The organism is Pseudobdellovibrionaceae bacterium (genome assembly GCA_020635075.1).
In the GTDB taxonomy this organism is placed as follows: domain Bacteria; phylum Bdellovibrionota; class Bdellovibrionia; order Bdellovibrionales; family UBA1609; genus JADZEO01.
The window spans coordinates 817,526-836,536 of the sequence record JACKAM010000001.1 but is presented as its reverse complement, the minus strand read 5'-3'; the positions used below and the strand labels follow the sequence as shown (position 1 = coordinate 836,536).

Here is a 19,011-nt window from a genome sequence, read left to right as displayed (position 1 = left end):
AACTTTAGGCATGAAACGCATTTTAATCGTCGCCGTTATAGTGGGGGTCGCTTATTTTGTCCTTCAAGACTTGGGCGTTCTAGGCTCGGCCGTAAGGCCGCCGGCAAATCTCCCCGCCAATACCCGCCTGGTGTTTCTCCATGGTGGACCCGGGTTTGACGACTATATGCAAGAGATCTTCTCCGAGCACTTTGCCAATTACGGCATCTTTTACACTCAATCGAAGGGGCCCAACATCAAAGTGAGCCACCTAGTGGGTGAATTGAATCAAAAAATTCAACCGAACTCCAAAACCATTCTTGTCGGCCACTCCTGGGGCGGAGTGTTGGCTCTCGAGGCTCTTCGCTACCCACAGATTGCTCAGAGGGTATCGGGTCTGGTGATCATTAGTTCTCCTCTGCTTGCATCCCAAGAAGCCGAGTTTCAAAGGGCTCTTGCCCAACTGTCTGAGCCCAGTGTGGCCAATATCTTTTTGTCGATTGCTGAAAAGGAATCCTGGCAACCCTTTTTGGCCAAAGTCATGAAGACTTTTGACCGGGAGTTAGCCAACCGCTTTCGCGACTCCTATCTCAATAAGCTCAATTTGGCACCTGTGTTGTCCAGCCTTAGGATTCCAGTGCTGCATATTTACGGTTCTGATGATATTCGAGTCCCCGCTGCGGGACAGAGAGCCTATACGAAGTTCCGTCCAAACTTGCAGGTTTTGGAAATACCACACGGGGGTCACTTTCCATTTCTCATCGATAACCACCGCGCCCAGGTTTCACAGGCCATCTGGGATTTTGTCGGCCAGATTAAATAGGGACTTATTTCCACCTAAAATGCAACCGAGGTGATCGATCCGTTGTCAGCTGACAATCAACTGTTCACTCTCAAATCCAAATGAAAATTTTCTCTGTTAAGAGCTCACTCATCGGTGACATTTTGTGTTACACTGAGCCCAGCTAGATGACTTCCACGATGCGCTCCCGTCACTGGATATCTTGAGGCCTTCCTAGCTGGGTTGGGTTTCTTAGGAGCTGCTCTCGTCTGTTAGGACCCTTGCGGTCCCCATCCTCCAACAAACCCTTTGGGATTCATAGGTTGTCTCATAATGAGACGGCCATGAAGTGCTCTGTTAAAAATGGGATGTCACACAACCGGCGACATGCTGCTAGGGAGGAAAACCTATGCGCAAGCGAACAGTCCACCTGTCCTTGATAATCGGACTGAGTCTCTCATTGTTTTCATGTCAGGACTCATTTGATAAAGTCAGTGAAAAAACCTCTGCCTCGCGAACACAAAATCTTACGATCCAAAAATCAGAAGGCGTAAATGTCAACGAGGCCGACGCTATTTGGATTTCAGCCATGAAGCCGCACGATCCGGCGAGCGACACCCGTGTCGTCAAAATCCACCGCTTGTCACTGAACCTGGAACGCAACTATCCAGTAACCTCCTTTGACCTGGTCCTCGAAGGGCAAGCCGGAAGAGCCGGATCAGGAATTCGCACCTATGTGATCCCCGACGGCTTTTTGATGGGAAAAACATCCGAAGGCATCGTCTCCCTGTTTTTGGCCAGCAAGGACAAAAAAGTGACCAAGATCTTCCAGGAAGGCGGCCATTATGCATCCGGACGGGCCACACCCTTTTCTTATCGAGTGAAAAAGAATGGACAGACATATGAGTTTATCGCCATCTCCTACAGAGAGGCCGGTGACCCCGCGGTCTTCCGAGTCGCTCGTTTTCTAAAGAATGGTAACGACTACCAACAAGTGCGCACCTATCGCTTCCCCTTCGCCACTCAGTATCCACATGGCGTGTACACTGGGGCCTTGGACCCTTGCTCCAAAAAGCAAAACAGCGGAGACTGTGCTCCCCGATTTTTTGGCGGCCGCGTAGACGAGTTCTTCGGCATCGACTTAACCCAAGACGTCCCGCCATCTCCCTATCAGGCCGGCCAGTATGCTAATATCACGGCCTTCCGACCCGACAACGAGGGATGGACTTCTACGAGCCATGCGCCGGGAGGCGGATACGGAACAGTCAACCGGGCAGTTTACTCAATGGCCATCGATGAATTTGGCAACCTTCTTCGCGCTCACTACCCCGACACCAGTTCAGGAAACAACTTTTTGTCTTATGATAAGGTGAATCAGCTGGCCTTTCATGCGCACCGTGCGACTCGCCTGGAGCCCGATGGCACATTGGGAACCAATAATCGAAGTCTGCTCACTGTTTACAAACGAGAATGTTTTAGTTCTGAGCCCAACTGTGATCCAACGGCTACCACCAACGTCCGAGCACGGCTCTTTCGTGATGTGGGAGAACAATTAGGGCCTACTTCAGACTTGGGTAACGGTTGCGTCGCGGTGTTGAGTTTTAAACGCCCCCAAGAAGAAGGCGGCAATACCTGGTTCACAAAGGTCTACAAAGCCTGCATCCGTGACAGCGCCGACCTGGACCGAGGCCTAACAGTCAGCCTTCTCGGCAGTGTTGAGGGCGCCGCCTACATGTATAACGACTTCACAGGCGCCACCTTATTCGATCGCCCGGTCTATCTACTGTTTGACTTTGCTGAAAAGGGGTACCCCAGCATTAAGGATGTGAAATACCATTGGGCTCCGCGTGTTGGGTTTTCTTCGTCGCCGGTGGGATTGCTCGCCTATTACCGTTGCTACGCCAAAGGCAATAAGCCAGCCGGAGACGTAGGGTTCCAGGCTTTTACAATTGGCAAGGGCATTCAACAGCATGATCTCCCTGGCTGTGGCGGGTCTGGCATCAGTCAGGTGGAGTTTAAACTGGAGCGAGACCCCTCAAGCTCGGTCCGTTTTACTCGCTTCCAAAACTTTAACGTCACGGCTAGCGACAAATAGCATTGCGGTGGAGAAATTGAAAATGACAAAATTGAAAGTTACAATGATGTTCACCACCATGGGCGCAATCGGATTCGCCATGGGAGCTTTGTTCGGTTCACCGTGGGTTCAGGCCTCCAAATCCGATCGCTCGCCGAGTTCGATCGTCATCGCCGAAAAGAGCATTCCAGTTGCAATCCCTGAGTCTTCAGCCAAGGCCTTGCTGGCAAAGACTTACCATTTCAATGATACTGGTGATCTTTATCTCAACTTCTGTGCCGTCTACCCTGATTACGTGGTCAAACGCTATTTCAAAAATAACAATTTTATGTTTGAAGTCTCTGAAAAGATCGCATTAGGACCTCGCGTTCCAGAAATGGTCAATAACCTTTGGGACGCAAAGGAGGGTGATTTGTCCTCCGGGAACTACAGTTGGGCCTATCTTCGCGGGCAGGTGAAGCGCAATCTTCCTCTGGATCACATTGAGGGCAAAGAGGCCAAGACTCTGCGTAAAATTCTCGGTTCCATTTGTGGAAGCTGAACTTTACATGACATGAGACTGAAGTGGAAAGGATTTCTGGGACTCTTCCCCGCCCCCCCTTCCCTCTTCCTCACCCTGACCGTCATGACCGGAATGACCCGCCTTTTTATCAATTAACGACTGAAGCTCCTGAGAGGCGAGGTTGCCGTTTTTGATACTAAAGACGTAGGCGTGCTTTTCGGTCTCCACCCACAGGCTCTTCTGCCAAATGAAGGGGTGAAAAACGAAATGACGCCAACCCAGCTTCCACAGCAAACCCGGACTCATCAGCACCAGCCAGTAGGGCACGGCTTTGACAGCTTGAATTTTATCGAATGGAATCAGGAACGAATAATAGGTCAGACTTTTGACCACCAGATTGTCCCCTTCAACCATTAATTTGCGGGGGAAAAAGCTGAGTGTTCCAACAAACAAACCAACGCCAATGAGAACCTCAGCCCAGGGTAATAAATAGCCGTTAAAAATCACGTTGTGCCGCCATTCCACCAACTCCGGGAGATAAGTGAGAATTACGTGGCGAAGGTGACCAAAGACAAACAAAGCTGTACCCAACGCACAAATTTCAATCACCTTTAATCCAGGGTACCTCACCTTGCGAATCCACCGAACCCCTGCATGATCAAAGGGCTTCAACAGTACCCAACGGCAAATCCAAAGACTGATGAGCAGCAAAGCAAAGCCAAATACCCACTCGTCGTAGCGAAAAAGGACATTGGGAACGTCCAGATATTCAAGCCTTCGCTCCTTCGCAAAATGCTTCACCAGTGCCTGATTCATGGTTTCACGGGTCATTTCGGTCAAAACCCGGTAAGGAGACGCAATATCCTCACCATAACGCTTCTTGTATTCCCGCCAAGAAGCCGCCAAGTAGTGGAGCGACTCGCTGTCCGACTCCACCAAACCTAACTGGCGCATTGTTAAATCCTTGGCTTTGCGAAACTCCTCATCACTCAATCCTTCATTGCGGACCCTTCGGAAAGCCTGGCGAACGGTATTGCGGATTTCCTTGTAGCCTTCACGTGGGGCCTCCAACTCAACACTGGCATAGCCCACTCCCCACTCCGTGAAATAGTTAGGGAGCACTGTATAGGTTTGTCCCTTGCGGTTGCGGATCTCCTTCATCAACTCATTGCCGATATACTTAATAAAGACATTGACGGCAATTTCTTCTACATAGGTGGTATCATACAAAAGAGATCCCATCTGAATATTGGGCGTACTCCCAGAGGCCAAACTGTGAATCAGATGAGGTCGCCCACGCGGATGGGGCACCCCCGGGCGAGGAGGCATGATGCCTTCCCTATCCTTTTCCTTTTTCCAACCCTCGAGCAGGCTCTCTTTGACAAGAGTCGGATCAAAGGCTCCCGACAATATCAGTCGAGCATTCCTTGGATAATAATAATTATCATAGAATTTCTGTACCGACCTGAGATTCAGCTCCTGATTTGCCAGACGCACCTCTTCTTCACTAAAAGGATTGGAGTTCAAGTCTAGGCCAAAGTTGTATTCATAAAAGTCCTTGGACTTCAGGTAACTCAAGGTCAGGTAATAGCTCACATCAAAACCCAAAAAGGCATGAAGGGGGTGGGGCTCGCCGATTTCCAGCTGCACTTCTTGCCTCGACTTTTCCAAATCCTCCGGACGAAGACTGCGGTTGAGCATCATTTTTGCGAAAGTTTCCACCAACCAGGGCCCTTCCGCTTGAGGGACTGTGGCGAAATAGTAAGTTTTTCGCTTGGAGGTGACGCCATTACCCTCTCCCCCTCGTTCCTGAATAACTTCCAAAAACGACATATTTTCCGAGAGATCGGGGTGACGAAACAAACTATGCTCCAGCAGGTGGGCCACACCTAGATTTCTCTTGCTCTCGACACCGTAGCCCACATCCACTTCGTAATAGATTTTCACTGTGCGTGCCGCCGACCCTGGGGCAAGAATGATTTCCAAGCCATTTTCAAGGGTCATGAACTCAATTTGGGAATAGGGGTCTGGCTGTTGAGGCATTTCGTCCTGGGCCAAACTTAAAGATGAACAAAGTCCGACGACGAGACTCATGGTCATTCGAATGAGCATATCCCAATTACTATAATTCTTCACAATTACCCCTATGCGGCCTCTTGGCCTTCTCCCTCAGTGCATTTGCGTCGCGGAAGCTGCAGACAAAAACATGTCCACTCTTCATCTTCCCGGTAATGAAACAATACGCCCTTGTGTTGATGGGCGATGCCCATGGAAATACTCAATCCCAATCCCGTATTGCCAACGGGTTTGGTGGAAAAGAAGGGATTAAAGATCTTCTCCTCCACTTCTGGCTGAATACCCGGCCCATTATCCATGACCTCAATGGCCACCACCTCTGAGCTGCTTTCGTCGACCCGAATCTTGATTTGCTTATCATCCTGATCGTTAAGAGCGTCATGCGCATTGTTCAAAAGATTCACCAGGATTTGTACGATCTGCACCGGGTTGCACTTGAGTTGCGCCTGATCAGTAGGGGGAATATGTTCAATGTGGATTTCGGCTTCGCGAAAGCGAAAGAAACAAAGGTCCAATGCTTGATCAATCAGCTCGCCAGCGGTGGTCTCTTGATGTTCCAGACCTCCTCCATCCCGGGCAAAGGTTCTGAGCCCCTTGATCACCTTAGCCACCTGTTCAACTGTCTGTCGGGATCTTTCCAGTTGAAATTTCACCTCAGTCATTGGGATAGGATCGGAATCCAAGTAGCTTTCAATCAGATCAGCGTTGACCATAATGGTCGCCAACGGCGTATTGATTTCATGGGCGATGCCTCCGGCCATTTCACCTAGAGCGGCATATTTGGAGCTATTAACAATCTCGCCCGTGGATACCAGTTCCATTTCCATTTCTCGAACATGAACCAAAAGAGAGTTGAAGGATCGGGTTAAAGCACGGATCTCACCTGCCCCTTGCTCCGGTAACCGACGATTCAGGTCTTTGCTGGTCTTCATATCTTCAGCAAATTTACGAAGCTCTACGAGAGGACGAATGACAAAGCGATAAAGCCAAACCCCGGAAGCGAGAGAAAACAAGGTCAGGCACAAAAATGTGCCGGAAAAAAAGACAACGAAGTTACGATTGACCTCACTGCGAAACATCTCACCTTTTAGGCTGGCCCATTCCAATTGATCGGGAACGATGTAATCATGGCCGACAAGGAAGGCGATCGCCACCAAGACCAAGGGAATAAACAGGCTCCAGATCAAAACCCGAATACTAAATCGACTACCTGTAGGGCTGAGAGTCTCCTCAATCAGTCCAGTCAGATCTTTGGTCAAGTCTCCTGAGTGCTTCATATCACTTGCTTTTCGGAAAAATCACCGCTTCAGGCAAGACCGGGAATTTCAAAACTTGCTTTGTTTTGAGTGAGACCGAAGTCCAGGGGACAAATCAGGGACTGAGCTTGAGCTTACGAATGATGTGATTGTACTGATCGGAGATATAGAGATCCCCATTGGCATCAAAGTCCACTCCACCGGGGTAGTACAAGGTTGAGTTGATTCCAGGAACACCCTCCTGCTCGAAGCCGGAAGGGGAACCTGCTCTTGGCGTTGCTTCCAATTGACCGGCCACAGTGCGGATCTTTCCGGTGGTTAGATCCACACAACGCACATTGTGGCGCCAGGTATTACTAAAACAAAGCGAATTTCCATCAGGACTGAGGTCGAGTCCCATGGGTCGATAACAACGGGCGCTGGTCGAGAACACGTCCTCAGAAGCGCTTCCCGTCAGGCCATTGTTGCAGACCAATGTACTCACCTTGCCGGGGTTTACTGTCACAATTCCCACAGTCACCGGAGCCACAGTACGATTCCAGTAGCGGATCTTGTTGTTCCAAGAGTCGGTGACAATCAAGTTACCAAGACTGTCAACCGTGACATCATGAGGCCGATCCATAAGTAGCGAAGCCTCATCGATATTGGTTGGACCCGAATCCCCAGACGTACCGCAGGTTCCAAGAATCGCCGTCATGTTGCCCGCTTCATCCAGCTGGCGTATGCAGTGATTCTGGGTGTCCGCCACGTACATGTACTTGTTGGCCCCGTCATCATAGTAGGTAATGCCGTTAGGATAATTCAATTGGGCAGACAAAGCCGGCCCATCCGGACCGTTGCCGGGGCCATTAGATCCTCCCAATGGATCTCCAGCAACTGTGGAAATCCGATCGTTGAGAATAAAGGTATTAAAGAAGGCTTTAAGAATTCCGGAGCCATTCCAAATGCGGAAGTTGTGCCCATAGGTATTGAGGTTCACGACACTACCGTCAGGCAAAATCTCTAAGCCATTGTGCATGCTATTGTTAGAGTTGAAGGCTGTGCGCAAATAGGCGTTGGTGGGGACATCATCCTCAACCGTTGTGTCACCGTTACCTCGACCAATGATGGTTGAAATCAAACCATAGGGGTCCACATCGCGAATGCGGTAATTACTGCGGTCAACAAAATAGAGATGTTTGTTGGTGTCGTTGAATGCAAGACCACCTGGGTAGTAGAACAGGTGTTCCAAAGTTGGCTTGGCCACATCTCCATAAAACCCCCAGCGCGCTTTTCCTGAACCAAGGCGATCCACCACTTTTTCATTCACCAAATCAAAACTTCGTAGGCGATAATTGGCATAGTCACTAAAATGAAGGATCGTATTGTCTAACACATCCACACTGATGTCATAGACATCATTAATTCGTGCATTACTAAAAGTAATGTTCGATCCATTGTAGCCACCAGAACTGAAGAGAATATTGGCCGCCTGACCATTGTTGACTGTCTTGCCATCGAAGACCTGAGCCACACCCGTATCGTTCGCTACCATGAGGCGCTCGCGCCCATTGTAGCGCATGGTAAAGTAATAGAGATTACCAATTACAGCAATATCGGAAAGGGAGCCCAAGGCCAGAAGTTGTGGCGCATTGTTCTCCTGATAGTTGTTTCCTCCCGACCCAATGATTGTGCGCACGGTGTTGGCGTTCACCGTGACTGGGGTCGATCCGGCCCAAAAGGTTTTGCTCGCCCCGGTGGTGTTGATAAAACGAATTCGATGGTAGTCCGAGTGAACGACATATATGCCATCGGCATTGACGAATAGGTTCCAAGGCCGATCAGCTCCGGCGGCTGTGGGAGCACCTCCCTCGCCGTCATAATTGTTTCCGCCATCTCCGTAAACTACCGTGGCTGTGTCGGTATTCAGGTCCCACTCTCGGACCTGATCATTGCCATAGCAGGCAATGTACAGCTTGTCTCCATAGAGATGCATCCCCATGGGGTTGTTGCAGTCATGGTTATAGGCCGTATCTCCCGGAACCGTACTCGTTCCATAACCCATACCGCCAAATATAAAACCATTGGCATCCACATACTTGACCCGACTGCCCGAGTACTCCGAAATAAACAATCGACCGGAGGAATCATGGTAAGCACAGCCTCGTGGCGAATAAAGGCCCTCAGAAAGCGCCAGGCCATCATTGCCACTTGCCGCCTCACCTGATCCCGCCACCACCTTCATGGTCCCAGCTGCGATTGTGACACCATGTCTGGTAATGTCGGAGCCCGAAACATTGTAAAACCACATAATGTGATTGTTGTAGTCAGCCAGGTAGTAGTTCCCGGCCGAGTCTTGACAGTGGGCGATGGGTTGAATCCTCTCATCATAAGCCGAAGTCGTTGGATTGATGCCGTCACCAATGTTGGGATTCCCCGCATAGGTGCAAATTTCCCCTTGCGCCAGCTCATTACAGGCCATAGGAAAGTGATTCACTTCAGCAGTAAATGTCACCGAGTCCGTCGCCGACCCATCGCTCGCCTGGACAATAATGGTTTTGGCCCCCACATCGGCCGATGCCCCGGTAAGAACAGCCGTCGCTCCGGAAGAAACTAAGTTTGGCGATACCAGTCCATTGAGGAGCCAAGTGTAAGTGATCACATCACTGTTGGGATCAGTGGCACTGACAGCCAAATTAATACTGGAGCCCACTGACACCTTGGGGGTTCCGGTCACCAGATTGGTCAACACCGGAGGTCCATTGGACTTCACCGACCAGGTCACTGTTTCGGTTTCCACCCCATCATGGACACTGACCACGAGAGTATGGTTGCCCAAATTCCCGTCGTTAGCAGCAAAGTTGTAGACCTGCCCATCCCCGGACTGCATTGTGGTGCCATCTAGGATCCAGGTGTATTTGATCACCCGACCAGCTGGGGTTTTGGCCGAAACGAAATAATCCTGGTTATTGCCCTTCTCCACCACTGTAACTGAAGAGGTAGGAACCGAATCGATAATCACCAATCGATCCGTGTCTACCTCCACCGTGTTGCCGGAATCGTCATCGACAAAACTAAAATCATCTTTTGAACGTTTACAAGAAAGGGCGACCGAGGCAATAAGGGTTGCCCCAATAAACCACCTCAAGTGGTGTGACATTTTCAATTTCCGGATACGCCCCATTTCGATCCTCGTCACATGTCTGGTCTAGTTAATTATCGGTTAGTTTCCCCCAAAATTAAAACCTTAGACGGGACGGTGTCGTCTTGGATTCCCAAATTGATCCGCCCTTTTCCCGTCTTAGACGAGCTGACCTCTCACATTGAGAATGTGGACGAAAAGATGAAGTTTCCCTAATAATTACGGCCGAAAAATCCGCCTTAAAACGGATAGATGAGGCCAGCCACCACAGTCATTTCCGTGGCCTTTGCAATCCCCGCGCCCTGAAGTTCCACAATGCGCAGCTCAGCTTTGAAGTCAAATTCACGCATGAGGCTACGCTCCACTCCCCCATACATGGAAAATCCGGCGTAAGTCGACTGCACAGATTGGAACTGTCTTTGGGAAAAACCCAAACCAATATAAGGCCTCCACAGAGAGTCGATCACCATACGCGAATTTTCAGCGGCGGCCTTTACTGGAGTGCTTCCTGAGACCGGGTAGTAGGTCACCCCCCCATCGACTCCGTAACCTAAATCCCCGCCAAAGGTGTCACTCATAAGCAGACTGTAGCCCACAGTGAGATCAAGCTGCCGAAACACAGGAATAAAATAATTAATTCGATAGGCACCAAAGTTGGAGAGCTCTGAGCTCCCAGAGTTGGTTTTCGCTGAAATGGAAAACCACCCAGCCATGATATCAAGTTTGGAGGCAGAGGCAGAAAACGAAAGGCTGACGGCTGAAGCCACTAACGCGATTCCAACAAAGAGGTTTTTGCCCCTAGGCCACATCGCGCTTATCGTCCTTTTCCTCAACTGTTGTTTTGTCTTCCGCTTTCTCTTCAGCCTCAGGGCCTTCCTCTCCAGGAGCCACGGAACCCCGGGCCGCCAGAATAGTTCGCTCAAAAAGGAAATCCGAATAATAGCGGGCAACCCTCTCTCGAGCCTGGCCCACAGCTCTTGGATCCAACTTCCCAGAGTCCAAAGCTTTCAGCTTTTCGATAAAAATAAACTTCTGTTTACTGGAAAAGTGCTGATCCACATTGCTCCTGTCACCTCGGGCAACATTGAACAAAGCGAGCGCCCAGTCATCCAAGTTCACACGAGCAACAAAGTCTTCCATATAGTCGTTTTCATCGAGAAGAACTCGGTAAAATGGAGGGCGAATCTTATGGATCATGGCGTCTTCCGGAGAAGCACGGTAGATTTCTCTCTCCGCCACCACGTCCGAGGTGTTCAAGTATGCAATCAGATCCTTCTCTTGTTTGTACTTCTCCAGGATTTCAAACTCCACGGGCGGCACCAGTTCGGTTGCCTGCACCAGGAGCATTTCAATGTGCTCTTGATCGACTCGGGTCGGCTTGTATTTCGGATCCAACACCGAGGCCCAACTTCCCGGAAATGCCTGCCGTGCAGTTGGCACCGAGATATTTTTGGGCATGGGATGCACAATGGCCATGGCTATCTCTTGATCGATCTGACGGAGAAAGCGAATGCGCGTTTGTTCTTCCATGCGCCACACCTGAATCAACAAATTCTCCCAGTCCTTGCCTTTTTTAGACCTCTGCACCCGACACAAACGCTCAAGCATTTGCAAACACAAGGGAGTCAATTCTCCGGGATCGGTAAAGGCCTCCATCCAGTAATCGCCCTTGCCAAACGAGAAGAGCTTTCGCTGCATATCCATGGGAAACTCCGCAAGCAGAGCTCCCAGGGCCTTGTGGTCCTGCTGGGCAAAACGATCCAACGTCACCATATCCTCAAGCCGTGGAAACTCATCTGAATAGAGAAGCTCATGTACACGGCTACCAATGACTTCACGAATTTTAATGGGGTCGGTGAACCTAAAGTCACCACCTGACCCTGAGCCACCAAGAGTGTCTGATTTCTCCACCACCGCGGTTGAGCTCGGTGGAGCCACCGTGGGCTGCTGGTTTTGTTTACCCAAGGATGCCTGCAAATCGGAGAACACCCGAGTCATGCGTCTCAACGAAAACCGGGTGATTATGTATAAACCAAGAAGGAATACCACAATCGCCGCAAGACCAATGGCCGCATAGAGTGAAAAATTGGGGAGCCCAGACCAGGTTCGCCGGCGGATTTCCACTGTGTCCCGCGCTGGGATCAGGCGCAAGGTTGAAGTCAGAGTCTCCTTGATCTCAGAGAGTTCTTCTTCCGTCACCGTCGAAGGCACGGAAATGATTACCTGAACGGACTGGATTCTCTTACTCAGTACATATAGGCTGGCATTAGGATCATCCCATTCATCGCGGATTTCCTCATCTTCAAGCAAATAGTAAGGCAAAGCTTCTTCTTTGGCCGAATAATTCTCCCCGCCCGCTCGGCGTAGAGGCACAATACTGACCACCACGGAGAAGGGAACATGAGGAAACCGGGCCTTTAAAAAGTCCATGGCCTGGGTCTTATACTGGTCTTCAAGCTCTGCGACACGGGGATGTCGAGTGTCGGTTTGGGCAAGAAGGATTTGCGGCAGTAGAAGTGCGCAAAGAACCAAGACTTTAATTAAAGTTTTGATTGTCTTCATCCCTTGCCTCCATCTACTTTTCCTTTTGCTTTACCCACTGTTTTTGTGGCTGGCTCGATGACCAACACTACTTTTCGAGCTAAATCCCTTGGGTCCCGATTGCTCCAATCGATACCGGCAGCCTTTAACTCCTCTGGAGTGATCTCAAACTCACCAAGACCCGAAAGCTTCATACGGTGAAGAGGAATCCCCCGTGTTTGCAACACCCTCATGGTGGCCACTGAGCGCAAGGCCGACAACTCTAGATTGTCCGAAAACTTTCGCGATTTGTAAGGGATCACCGGCCGATTGTCCGTAAATGCTCTTATGCCCAACAGGTACTGACCCGCAAAAGGAGTGTAGAGCTTAGCAAACGCTGTCAGGGTTTTTACTGCATCTTCACGTACAGCAATCTTTCCGACCTCAAAGAAAGAGATCCCAGGGAACTCGACAATGACCCGTTGCCCGACCTGATGAACCTTAGCTCCCAGTTTAGCCAGCACTTTTTCATCCACATCGCTTGCTTGTTCTTCCCCAATATGAAGTCGAACACCCTTGGAGGATTCCTCTTCTGATGGCTGAGCCATGGCTTCCAGGTTAGTGATCAGGGACTTCTGCAGACGTTCCTGCTGTTCGGCCTTGGGATCTACAGTGAAATACAGAACGAAGAAGCTCAAAAGCAGGGTAATCATATCGCCATAGGAAATGGCCCACGTTCCTTCCGTGTCCACTTCTTCTTGCTGGCGATGTAAATTTCGCTTAATCGTTCTCATTTTACACTTCTTGTCTTTTCACTTAGGCTGCCTCTTCAAAAACAGCTGCACCAAACCCTGAGGTCAAATCAATACGCTGGTCCTCATCAACAAATGAGTTGAGCATCTCCTGGGCCTCAAGAATCGGAGTTCTATCAGCAGCCAGCAATACAGCCTGAATGGCAAGCTCTGCCAAGCGCTCATCCATTTTCCCATAGCGGTTAATCAATTCACCGGCAGGATTGACAAACAGGTTGGCCACCATCAAACCGTAAAGTGTTGCCACCAGCGCAATTGCCATGCGCACACCGGTTTCCTCGGCCGTCATTCCTTCAGACACACCTCGCATCAGGTGAACCAGACCAAAAACCGTTCCGGCCAACCCGAAGGCGGGAGGGTACTTGGCCAAGGATCTAACCATGGCACTACAGCGAAAGTTGCGCTCGTTGGCTTGGTAAACTCTTTCCTTTAGGATGGGTTCAATCTTGTCCGTCATGAATCCAAGGGAGATCAACTCCAAGCCATCTCGTAAAATCCGCTGCTCAATGCGGGACGGATCTGCCTTGAAATCTTTAAGCCCATTGCTATGCTTTCCAATGATGTCCAAGCATACCTGCAAAAAGTCTCTTTGCGAGGGTGTCACATGTACTATCAATGACCTAAGATTGCGAAAAAAGTCGCGACGAATGTCCCAAGGGGCGATGATAGTGGCCACAGACATTGTACCACCCAAAACCATCCAAAAAGCCACAAAGTCATAGTAGCTGGTATAGGCCTGCTGCAGGTGAATAATCACCGCAACAACACTGGAAGTAGCTATGAGTAGGCCTAATACATAATACATACTTAATTTCCTGCCGGCGCTCGAATTGAATAGATCGACTTTAGCTTATTCACCATTCTTTGCGTTTCAGAGTTATTAGGACTTAGCCGCAAAGACTTCTCGTAATTACCTAGAGCCGACTCCAAATCCTTCATCAAATAATAGGCATTACCTAATAAATCGTAGACCACGCTGGAGTTGGGAAAACGATCCGAAAGGTTGAGCAAGATTCTCACCGCTCCCTCATAGCGCTTGGCCTGAATAAAGGACTGGGCCTGGGCCACATTGCGGGCCACTTCTTCCACAGCTGCGTCTTGTTCTGTGCAGGCGACTGGCGCCTTATTTTCTTTCATCGCGATATCAAGTTTAACATTGGCGGCGAATAGGGACTTGGGAACCAAAAACTGCTCAGTAAAAAAGCCTTCTTTTTGCACCAAAAGTTTGAATGAATCACCCGGGTGGGCAAACAGGGCCTGGCTTTCTACTTTTAAGGGTGTTTTCCCAAGTTTCGCAGGTTGTTGTCCCGGATAGACAGCAAAGACCTCGGCTTCGTCGGGACTGGTCTGCACATTGAGTGTGGCCGTCTGACAACCAAAGAACACCGGCACCACTCCAATTAGTAGATAGAGCATTCGCGATCTGAATGAAGTTAAACTCATTTTATTCATCCGCATCACTGCTTTCCAGTTGATATTTCTGCACTTTCTCAATGCAACCTTTCGGCCTTCCTGATGAGCCGGTTAAATCCAGATCAAGAAACTGGACCAAGGCCCAAGAGTGGGACACAATTGCCTCGGTTCTACCTTGGCCAAGGTCGGGGCCGGATGCTAGACTCCCCTCATGGTGAAGAATATTGTTTTTGATTTAGGCGGCGTCCTGGTTGATTGGAACCCCAGGTATCTCTATCAGCAGGTTTTCAAATCGGCGGACGAAATGGAGTATTTCCTGCAGTATGTCTGCTCCTCGGAATGGAATGCCCGACTGGATGCCGGACTGTCATTTACTGACGGCATTGAAGAACGCTGCCAGGCCTGCCCCCACTACAGCCGTGAGATCAGACTCTATTGGGACCGCTGGCCCGAGATGGTCCAAGGGGAGATTGCCCTTACAGTGGAGCTCTTTCGCCACTTTCAAAAGGTGGGCTCATTCGGCCTCTATGCCCTTAGCAACTGGTCTTCTCAAACCTTTCCCCTGGTTGAAAAGCGCTTTGGTTTTTTGGGCGAGTTTGATGGGCTTATTTTAAGTGGCAATGAAGGTGTGGTAAAACCTGACCCAAAAATATTTGAAATTCTTCTGAACCGATACGATCTCAAAGCCACCGATTGCCTGTTTATTGACGATAGCCTGGAAAATGTAAAAACTGCCCTGGACATGGGCTTTCTCGCCCTTCATTTTCGCGACCCCGGCACCCTCAAGATCCAACTCAAACAGATGGGATTACTGGGTTCGGTCTGAAATAATTCCACAGACCCGAGGCTTCCTGTCTAACTTTTATAAGCACAAGAACCTGATTTGACGCTATGAATCCGGGTCCATTACTTTCGGGAAAACCACCCAAAGTAAGGAGAAAAACCATGACTCGTCTTGGTGTTCTGACCTGTCTTGGAGCCGCCCTCTTGTGGCTCAACCCCGCTTCCGCCTACCAACAAGGCGGACACTACATCAAAGCTGAAAGAGGACTTCCATCTGACTACGATCCAGGCCCGCCCATCAACTCAGAATGGGCCAGGCTCTTTGCCGAAACTCCCAATTACCGGGGCATTGGCGAAGAGGTGCTGGGGAAAGACGGTCAAGAAAAATTTCGCTGGATCTTCGGCCCTATGTGGTATCGGGGACGGCTCGGACAAAATGAGGTGAAGGCATTTGTGGTTGGCCAAGAAGGGGCTCAGGACGAAAACGTCACTAACCGGGCCTTTACTGGATCAACTGGAACCAAGACGCAAAAATTTTTGAATTTCCTCGGCGTGAAACACAGCTACTTGTTTTTGAACACCTTTGTTTACACCATCAACGGGCAGCTGGATCACGAAGATGCTAAATTCAAATGGATGGAACAAGACGTGGAAAGCCCCATTGTTGACTATCGTCACCGTCTGTTTGACTACATGGTGGAACAAAATCCTGAGACCTTGTCCTTTGTTATGGGAGTGGGAACCGGAGGTAAGGCTTCCGTCGCCACTTGGGTCAACGCCCGCGGAGGACGCTGTTTTGCTTCCAACAACTTGGCAAACTGTGACACTTCCGGAATGAAGGAATACTTCAAAAACAAGTACACCCGTGACGGCAAAAAGGTTTCAGTGAATTTGAAGAATGATATTCTAGTTATCGGTGTCCCTCACCCCGGCGGAGCCAGTCCTCGTAACGGTGGTTTGGCGGCTCTGCAAAATATCATTAAGGGATTCACCACTGCAGCCCGCAAGGTGGGTCAGTTCATGAAGGACAATCCTAAGTGGATGGCAGATATCGATGAAGGTCTCGGCAGCACTCGTGATGAGTTGATGCAAGCTCTCCTGGAAGGCGAGTACAAGTATGGAAATGCCCCCGTTCCCTTTCGTGATTTTGCTTTTGGTACCAACTGGCGTATGGGTCAATCGGGCACTTCTTCAAATCGCCAAACCCAAAAAGCCATTCAAGTGTTCTCTCGGGCCGGAAAGTACAATGCTGACGGCCACAAAGTGAGCTACCCCAAGTCGGAGCGCCCGAGCGATGTCGATTCAGGCTTTGTTAAAAAGGGAACAAAGGTTGTTGGCCTCAAAGGCATGGCCCCCGGTGACGTCCCCTACGAATCTCCAAAGGCCGATTTCATGTCTTTTGATCCGGGCCCCTGCGGCTTCGGCAAAAAAGCTCCTATTTATTCCTGTGATCTCTCTGAGGCCCTCCAGAAAAACTGGCCGGACTTTTATGCTCTCTCTGGATTGAGTGTGCAACCCATGAATCATCCGTCGTTTGGACACGGACCCATCTACCGTGGCCGCCTCAATCAGGCTCGGGTACTCATCCTGGCTGACCAGTATTCCCATGATGGATTCTTCTCTGGCCGGGCATTGAGCGGAACCGTGGGGCAAAAGCTCCAAGCCTGGCTTAAGGCATCTGGGGTCGCCAGCGACTATGCCATCCTCCGCAACCTGCCAGTTGATACTCTGGGTATGGAGCAAGACCAAGTTGCCTCCATTGCTCTCCATGGCGATGTTATGAAAAAACGCATTCACATAATCAAGGCGATACTGGCCGCGAGCGAGAAGAACGGCAGGCCCACTCAGGCGGTTGTTACTCTCGGCCCTGTAGCAGAGCAGGTGGTTCAGGCCCTGATGGCTGAAGGAATGCCCCTGGAGAAGTTGGTAAAAAAATGGGTCAAACTCAGCTCTCCTGAATCACGGTCCTTTGCCAAATCCTGGGACGCGAGTTCCACAGATCTCGCCAAGTTGATCAAATCAAAAAAGGAAGGCACTTATAAGGGTGAACTCATGACCATCGCCCGCGAAGATCTTCCTTCTCACAGTCGTTGGTGGATGGGCTCCAGCGGAACGCGAGCTGAACGTGGGGACATTGTGAGCGGATCAGATGATCCCTACAAGAACTACTACAAAGTGACTGCCCCTTACTGGTCCACCAAACTTCAGCCTGAGTCTCTTGAAGGCGTTAGCTTTAAAGGCCAGGATATGGTGACCTATCTGAGCAAAAAGCTGGAAGACATCAGCCCCTCTGGACGCGATGGCAACCGTTACGCCCAATTGGATGATGCCCACCAGTACTACCGGGTTTGGGAAGACGACAAAGATCTGAACGTCCACGAATTCTATCAGATCCCAGCCGATGGTTTAAGTGCTGCCGACGTCATGCAGATGATGCAGCTGGAGCGCCTGGATCAGGCCCGCTAGTAACCCTCGTAGTTGATTCTGTTTTGGCAAAAGGGAGCCCTTCAAAGCTCCCTTTTGCTTTCAAGCAGCTTGGAGAGGAGGCCAAAGTGAGATAGGCTCAGCCTATGAGCCTACAGCCCAAGAGTCCTCACAAGATTTTGATCATCCGCTTTTCAAGCCTTGGAGACATCATTCAATGCCTGACGGCTGCTGATCACTTGGCGGCACGCTTCCCTGGCGCCCCCATTCACTGGGTAACCCGCAGTGATTTTGCCGAATTGGTCGCCACTCACCCACAGCTGCAGAAAACCTGGTCTCTGGATCGCAAAGGCGGATTGTCGGCCCTGCTGCGGCTGGCTCAAGAGCTGCGCCGGCAGAATTTCACTCACCTATATGATGCTCACTCCAATGTCCGCAGCCATATTCTCAGTTGGATTTTGCGCTTTCCGGGCCCAGGCCGCATTCCCCATTTTTTGCGGCGAGGGAAGAGCCGCCTGAAGCGATGGCTGCTTTTTCGCCTCGGCTGGAAGCTGCTTCCCTGGCCCTACCATGGGGCTCAATCCTTTGTGTGGCCACTTGGCCCATGGGGCATTAAATGGGACACAAAGCACTCCCATGGCCTGAATCTTACTGATCTCAAGCCAGACACTCGACAACTTCTCAAATGGCCTGCTAGCGAATGCCTTTTGCTGGCTCCCAGTGCTGCGTGGGAGATGAAGCGCTGGCCGGTGGATTACTGGCAGACTCTGATCGCGCACCTTCCTCAAGCGAAGTTCATGATTCTGGGAGGCCCCCAGGATCATTTCCTGGATGAAATTCAGAAGGTTGCCCCCGAGAGAGTTCAGAATCTGGCGGGCCTCCTAAGCTGGAATGAATCCGCCCGCCTGGTGAGTGAATGTGGGGGCCTTGTAAGTGGAGACACGGGCCTCCTTCATCTGGGGGATTACCTGGGCCGCCCCACTTGGGCATTGATCGGCCCCACCGCCTTTGGTTTTCCCAGCTGGCCCAACAGCCACACCTTTGAGGTGGACCTCCCCTGTCGCCCCTGCACCAAGGATGGCCGGGGCGAATGTCGCATCAAAGAAGTCAGAAAATGCCTGATTGACATCAAACCCGAATCGGTTGCAAGTGAACTCAATCAACAATTAAAGCTTCAGGTATAAGTGTGTCAGTAAGTTGGTATTTTTGGCCTTTTTTTATTTTCTACCGCTTTGTCGGGCTGCCTCTTCTATTGAGCCTGTTTTTTACA

The 19,011-nt window shown here is 50.3% G+C and carries 14 protein-coding genes; 6 read left to right on the top strand and 8 right to left on the bottom strand.

Features of this window, described 5'->3' with window-relative positions:
• Positions 1-10: 10 nt before the first annotated feature.
• From H6624_03555 to H6624_03545, 3 genes are all read left to right on the top strand, one after another.
• Positions 11-802: an alpha/beta hydrolase gene (locus tag H6624_03555; protein MCB9083391.1), complete on the top strand. Its 792-nt coding sequence runs from the start codon at positions 11-13 to the stop codon at positions 800-802.
• A 367-nt stretch (positions 803-1,169) separates the two neighbouring features.
• Positions 1,170-2,855: a hypothetical protein gene (locus tag H6624_03550; GenBank protein ID MCB9083390.1), complete on the top strand. Its 1,686-nt coding sequence runs from the start codon at positions 1,170-1,172 to the stop codon at positions 2,853-2,855.
• 22 nt (positions 2,856-2,877) lie between these two features.
• Positions 2,878-3,375, top strand: coding sequence for a hypothetical protein (locus tag H6624_03545; protein MCB9083389.1), 498 nt, complete (start codon positions 2,878-2,880; stop codon positions 3,373-3,375).
• 3 nt (positions 3,376-3,378) lie between these two features.
• Here the strand turns inward: H6624_03545 and H6624_03540 are convergent, their stop codons facing one another.
• The 8 genes from H6624_03540 to H6624_03505 all read right to left on the bottom strand — a co-directional run bounded on the left by H6624_03540 (position 3,379) and on the right by H6624_03505 (position 14,564).
• On the bottom strand, positions 3,379-5,472 hold the full coding sequence (locus H6624_03540; GenBank protein MCB9083388.1) for an insulinase family protein: 2,094 nt from the start codon (positions 5,470-5,472) through the stop codon (positions 3,379-3,381).
• Positions 5,473-5,480: 8 nt separating this feature from the next.
• Positions 5,481-6,689 (bottom strand): HAMP domain-containing protein, encoded by a 1,209-nt coding sequence (locus H6624_03535; GenBank protein MCB9083387.1) that lies wholly within the window; start codon positions 6,687-6,689, stop codon positions 5,481-5,483.
• Positions 6,690-6,783: 94 nt separating this feature from the next.
• Positions 6,784-9,807, bottom strand: coding sequence for a hypothetical protein (locus H6624_03530; protein MCB9083386.1), 3,024 nt, complete (start codon positions 9,805-9,807; stop codon positions 6,784-6,786).
• A 221-nt stretch (positions 9,808-10,028) separates the two neighbouring features.
• On the bottom strand, positions 10,029-10,556 hold the full coding sequence (locus tag H6624_03525; protein MCB9083385.1) for a hypothetical protein: 528 nt from the start codon (positions 10,554-10,556) through the stop codon (positions 10,029-10,031).
• A 31-nt stretch (positions 10,557-10,587) separates the two neighbouring features.
• Positions 10,588-12,351 (bottom strand): hypothetical protein, encoded by a 1,764-nt coding sequence (locus H6624_03520; GenBank protein MCB9083384.1) that lies wholly within the window; start codon positions 12,349-12,351, stop codon positions 10,588-10,590.
• Positions 12,348-13,103 carry a hypothetical protein gene (locus H6624_03515; protein MCB9083383.1) on the bottom strand — a complete coding sequence of 252 codons (756 nt, stop codon included), beginning with the start codon at positions 13,101-13,103 and terminating at the stop codon, positions 12,348-12,350. The genes H6624_03520 and H6624_03515 overlap by 4 nt, the downstream gene beginning before the upstream one ends.
• A gap of 22 nt (positions 13,104-13,125) precedes the next feature.
• On the bottom strand, positions 13,126-13,926 hold the full coding sequence (locus H6624_03510) for a MotA/TolQ/ExbB proton channel family protein (protein ID MCB9083382.1): 801 nt from the start codon (positions 13,924-13,926) through the stop codon (positions 13,126-13,128).
• Between the two features lie 2 nt (positions 13,927-13,928).
• Positions 13,929-14,564, bottom strand: a complete 636-nt coding sequence (locus H6624_03505) for a tetratricopeptide repeat protein (GenBank protein MCB9083381.1) — start codon at positions 14,562-14,564, stop codon at positions 13,929-13,931.
• 181 nt (positions 14,565-14,745) lie between these two features.
• On the opposite strand from H6624_03505, the gene H6624_03500 reads away from it, so the two are divergent.
• The 3 genes from H6624_03500 to H6624_03490 all read left to right on the top strand — a co-directional run bounded on the left by H6624_03500 (position 14,746) and on the right by H6624_03490 (position 18,925).
• Positions 14,746-15,360: an HAD family phosphatase gene (locus H6624_03500; GenBank protein ID MCB9083380.1), complete on the top strand. Its 615-nt coding sequence runs from the start codon at positions 14,746-14,748 to the stop codon at positions 15,358-15,360.
• Positions 15,361-15,479: 119 nt separating this feature from the next.
• The gene (locus H6624_03495) at positions 15,480-17,783 is read left to right on the top strand and encodes a hypothetical protein (GenBank protein MCB9083379.1); all 2,304 of its coding nucleotides are present in this window, start codon (positions 15,480-15,482) and stop codon (positions 17,781-17,783) included.
• Positions 17,784-17,887: 104 nt separating this feature from the next.
• Positions 17,888-18,925, top strand: coding sequence for a glycosyltransferase family 9 protein (locus H6624_03490; GenBank protein MCB9083378.1), 1,038 nt, complete (start codon positions 17,888-17,890; stop codon positions 18,923-18,925).
• Positions 18,926-19,011 lie beyond the last annotated feature (86 nt).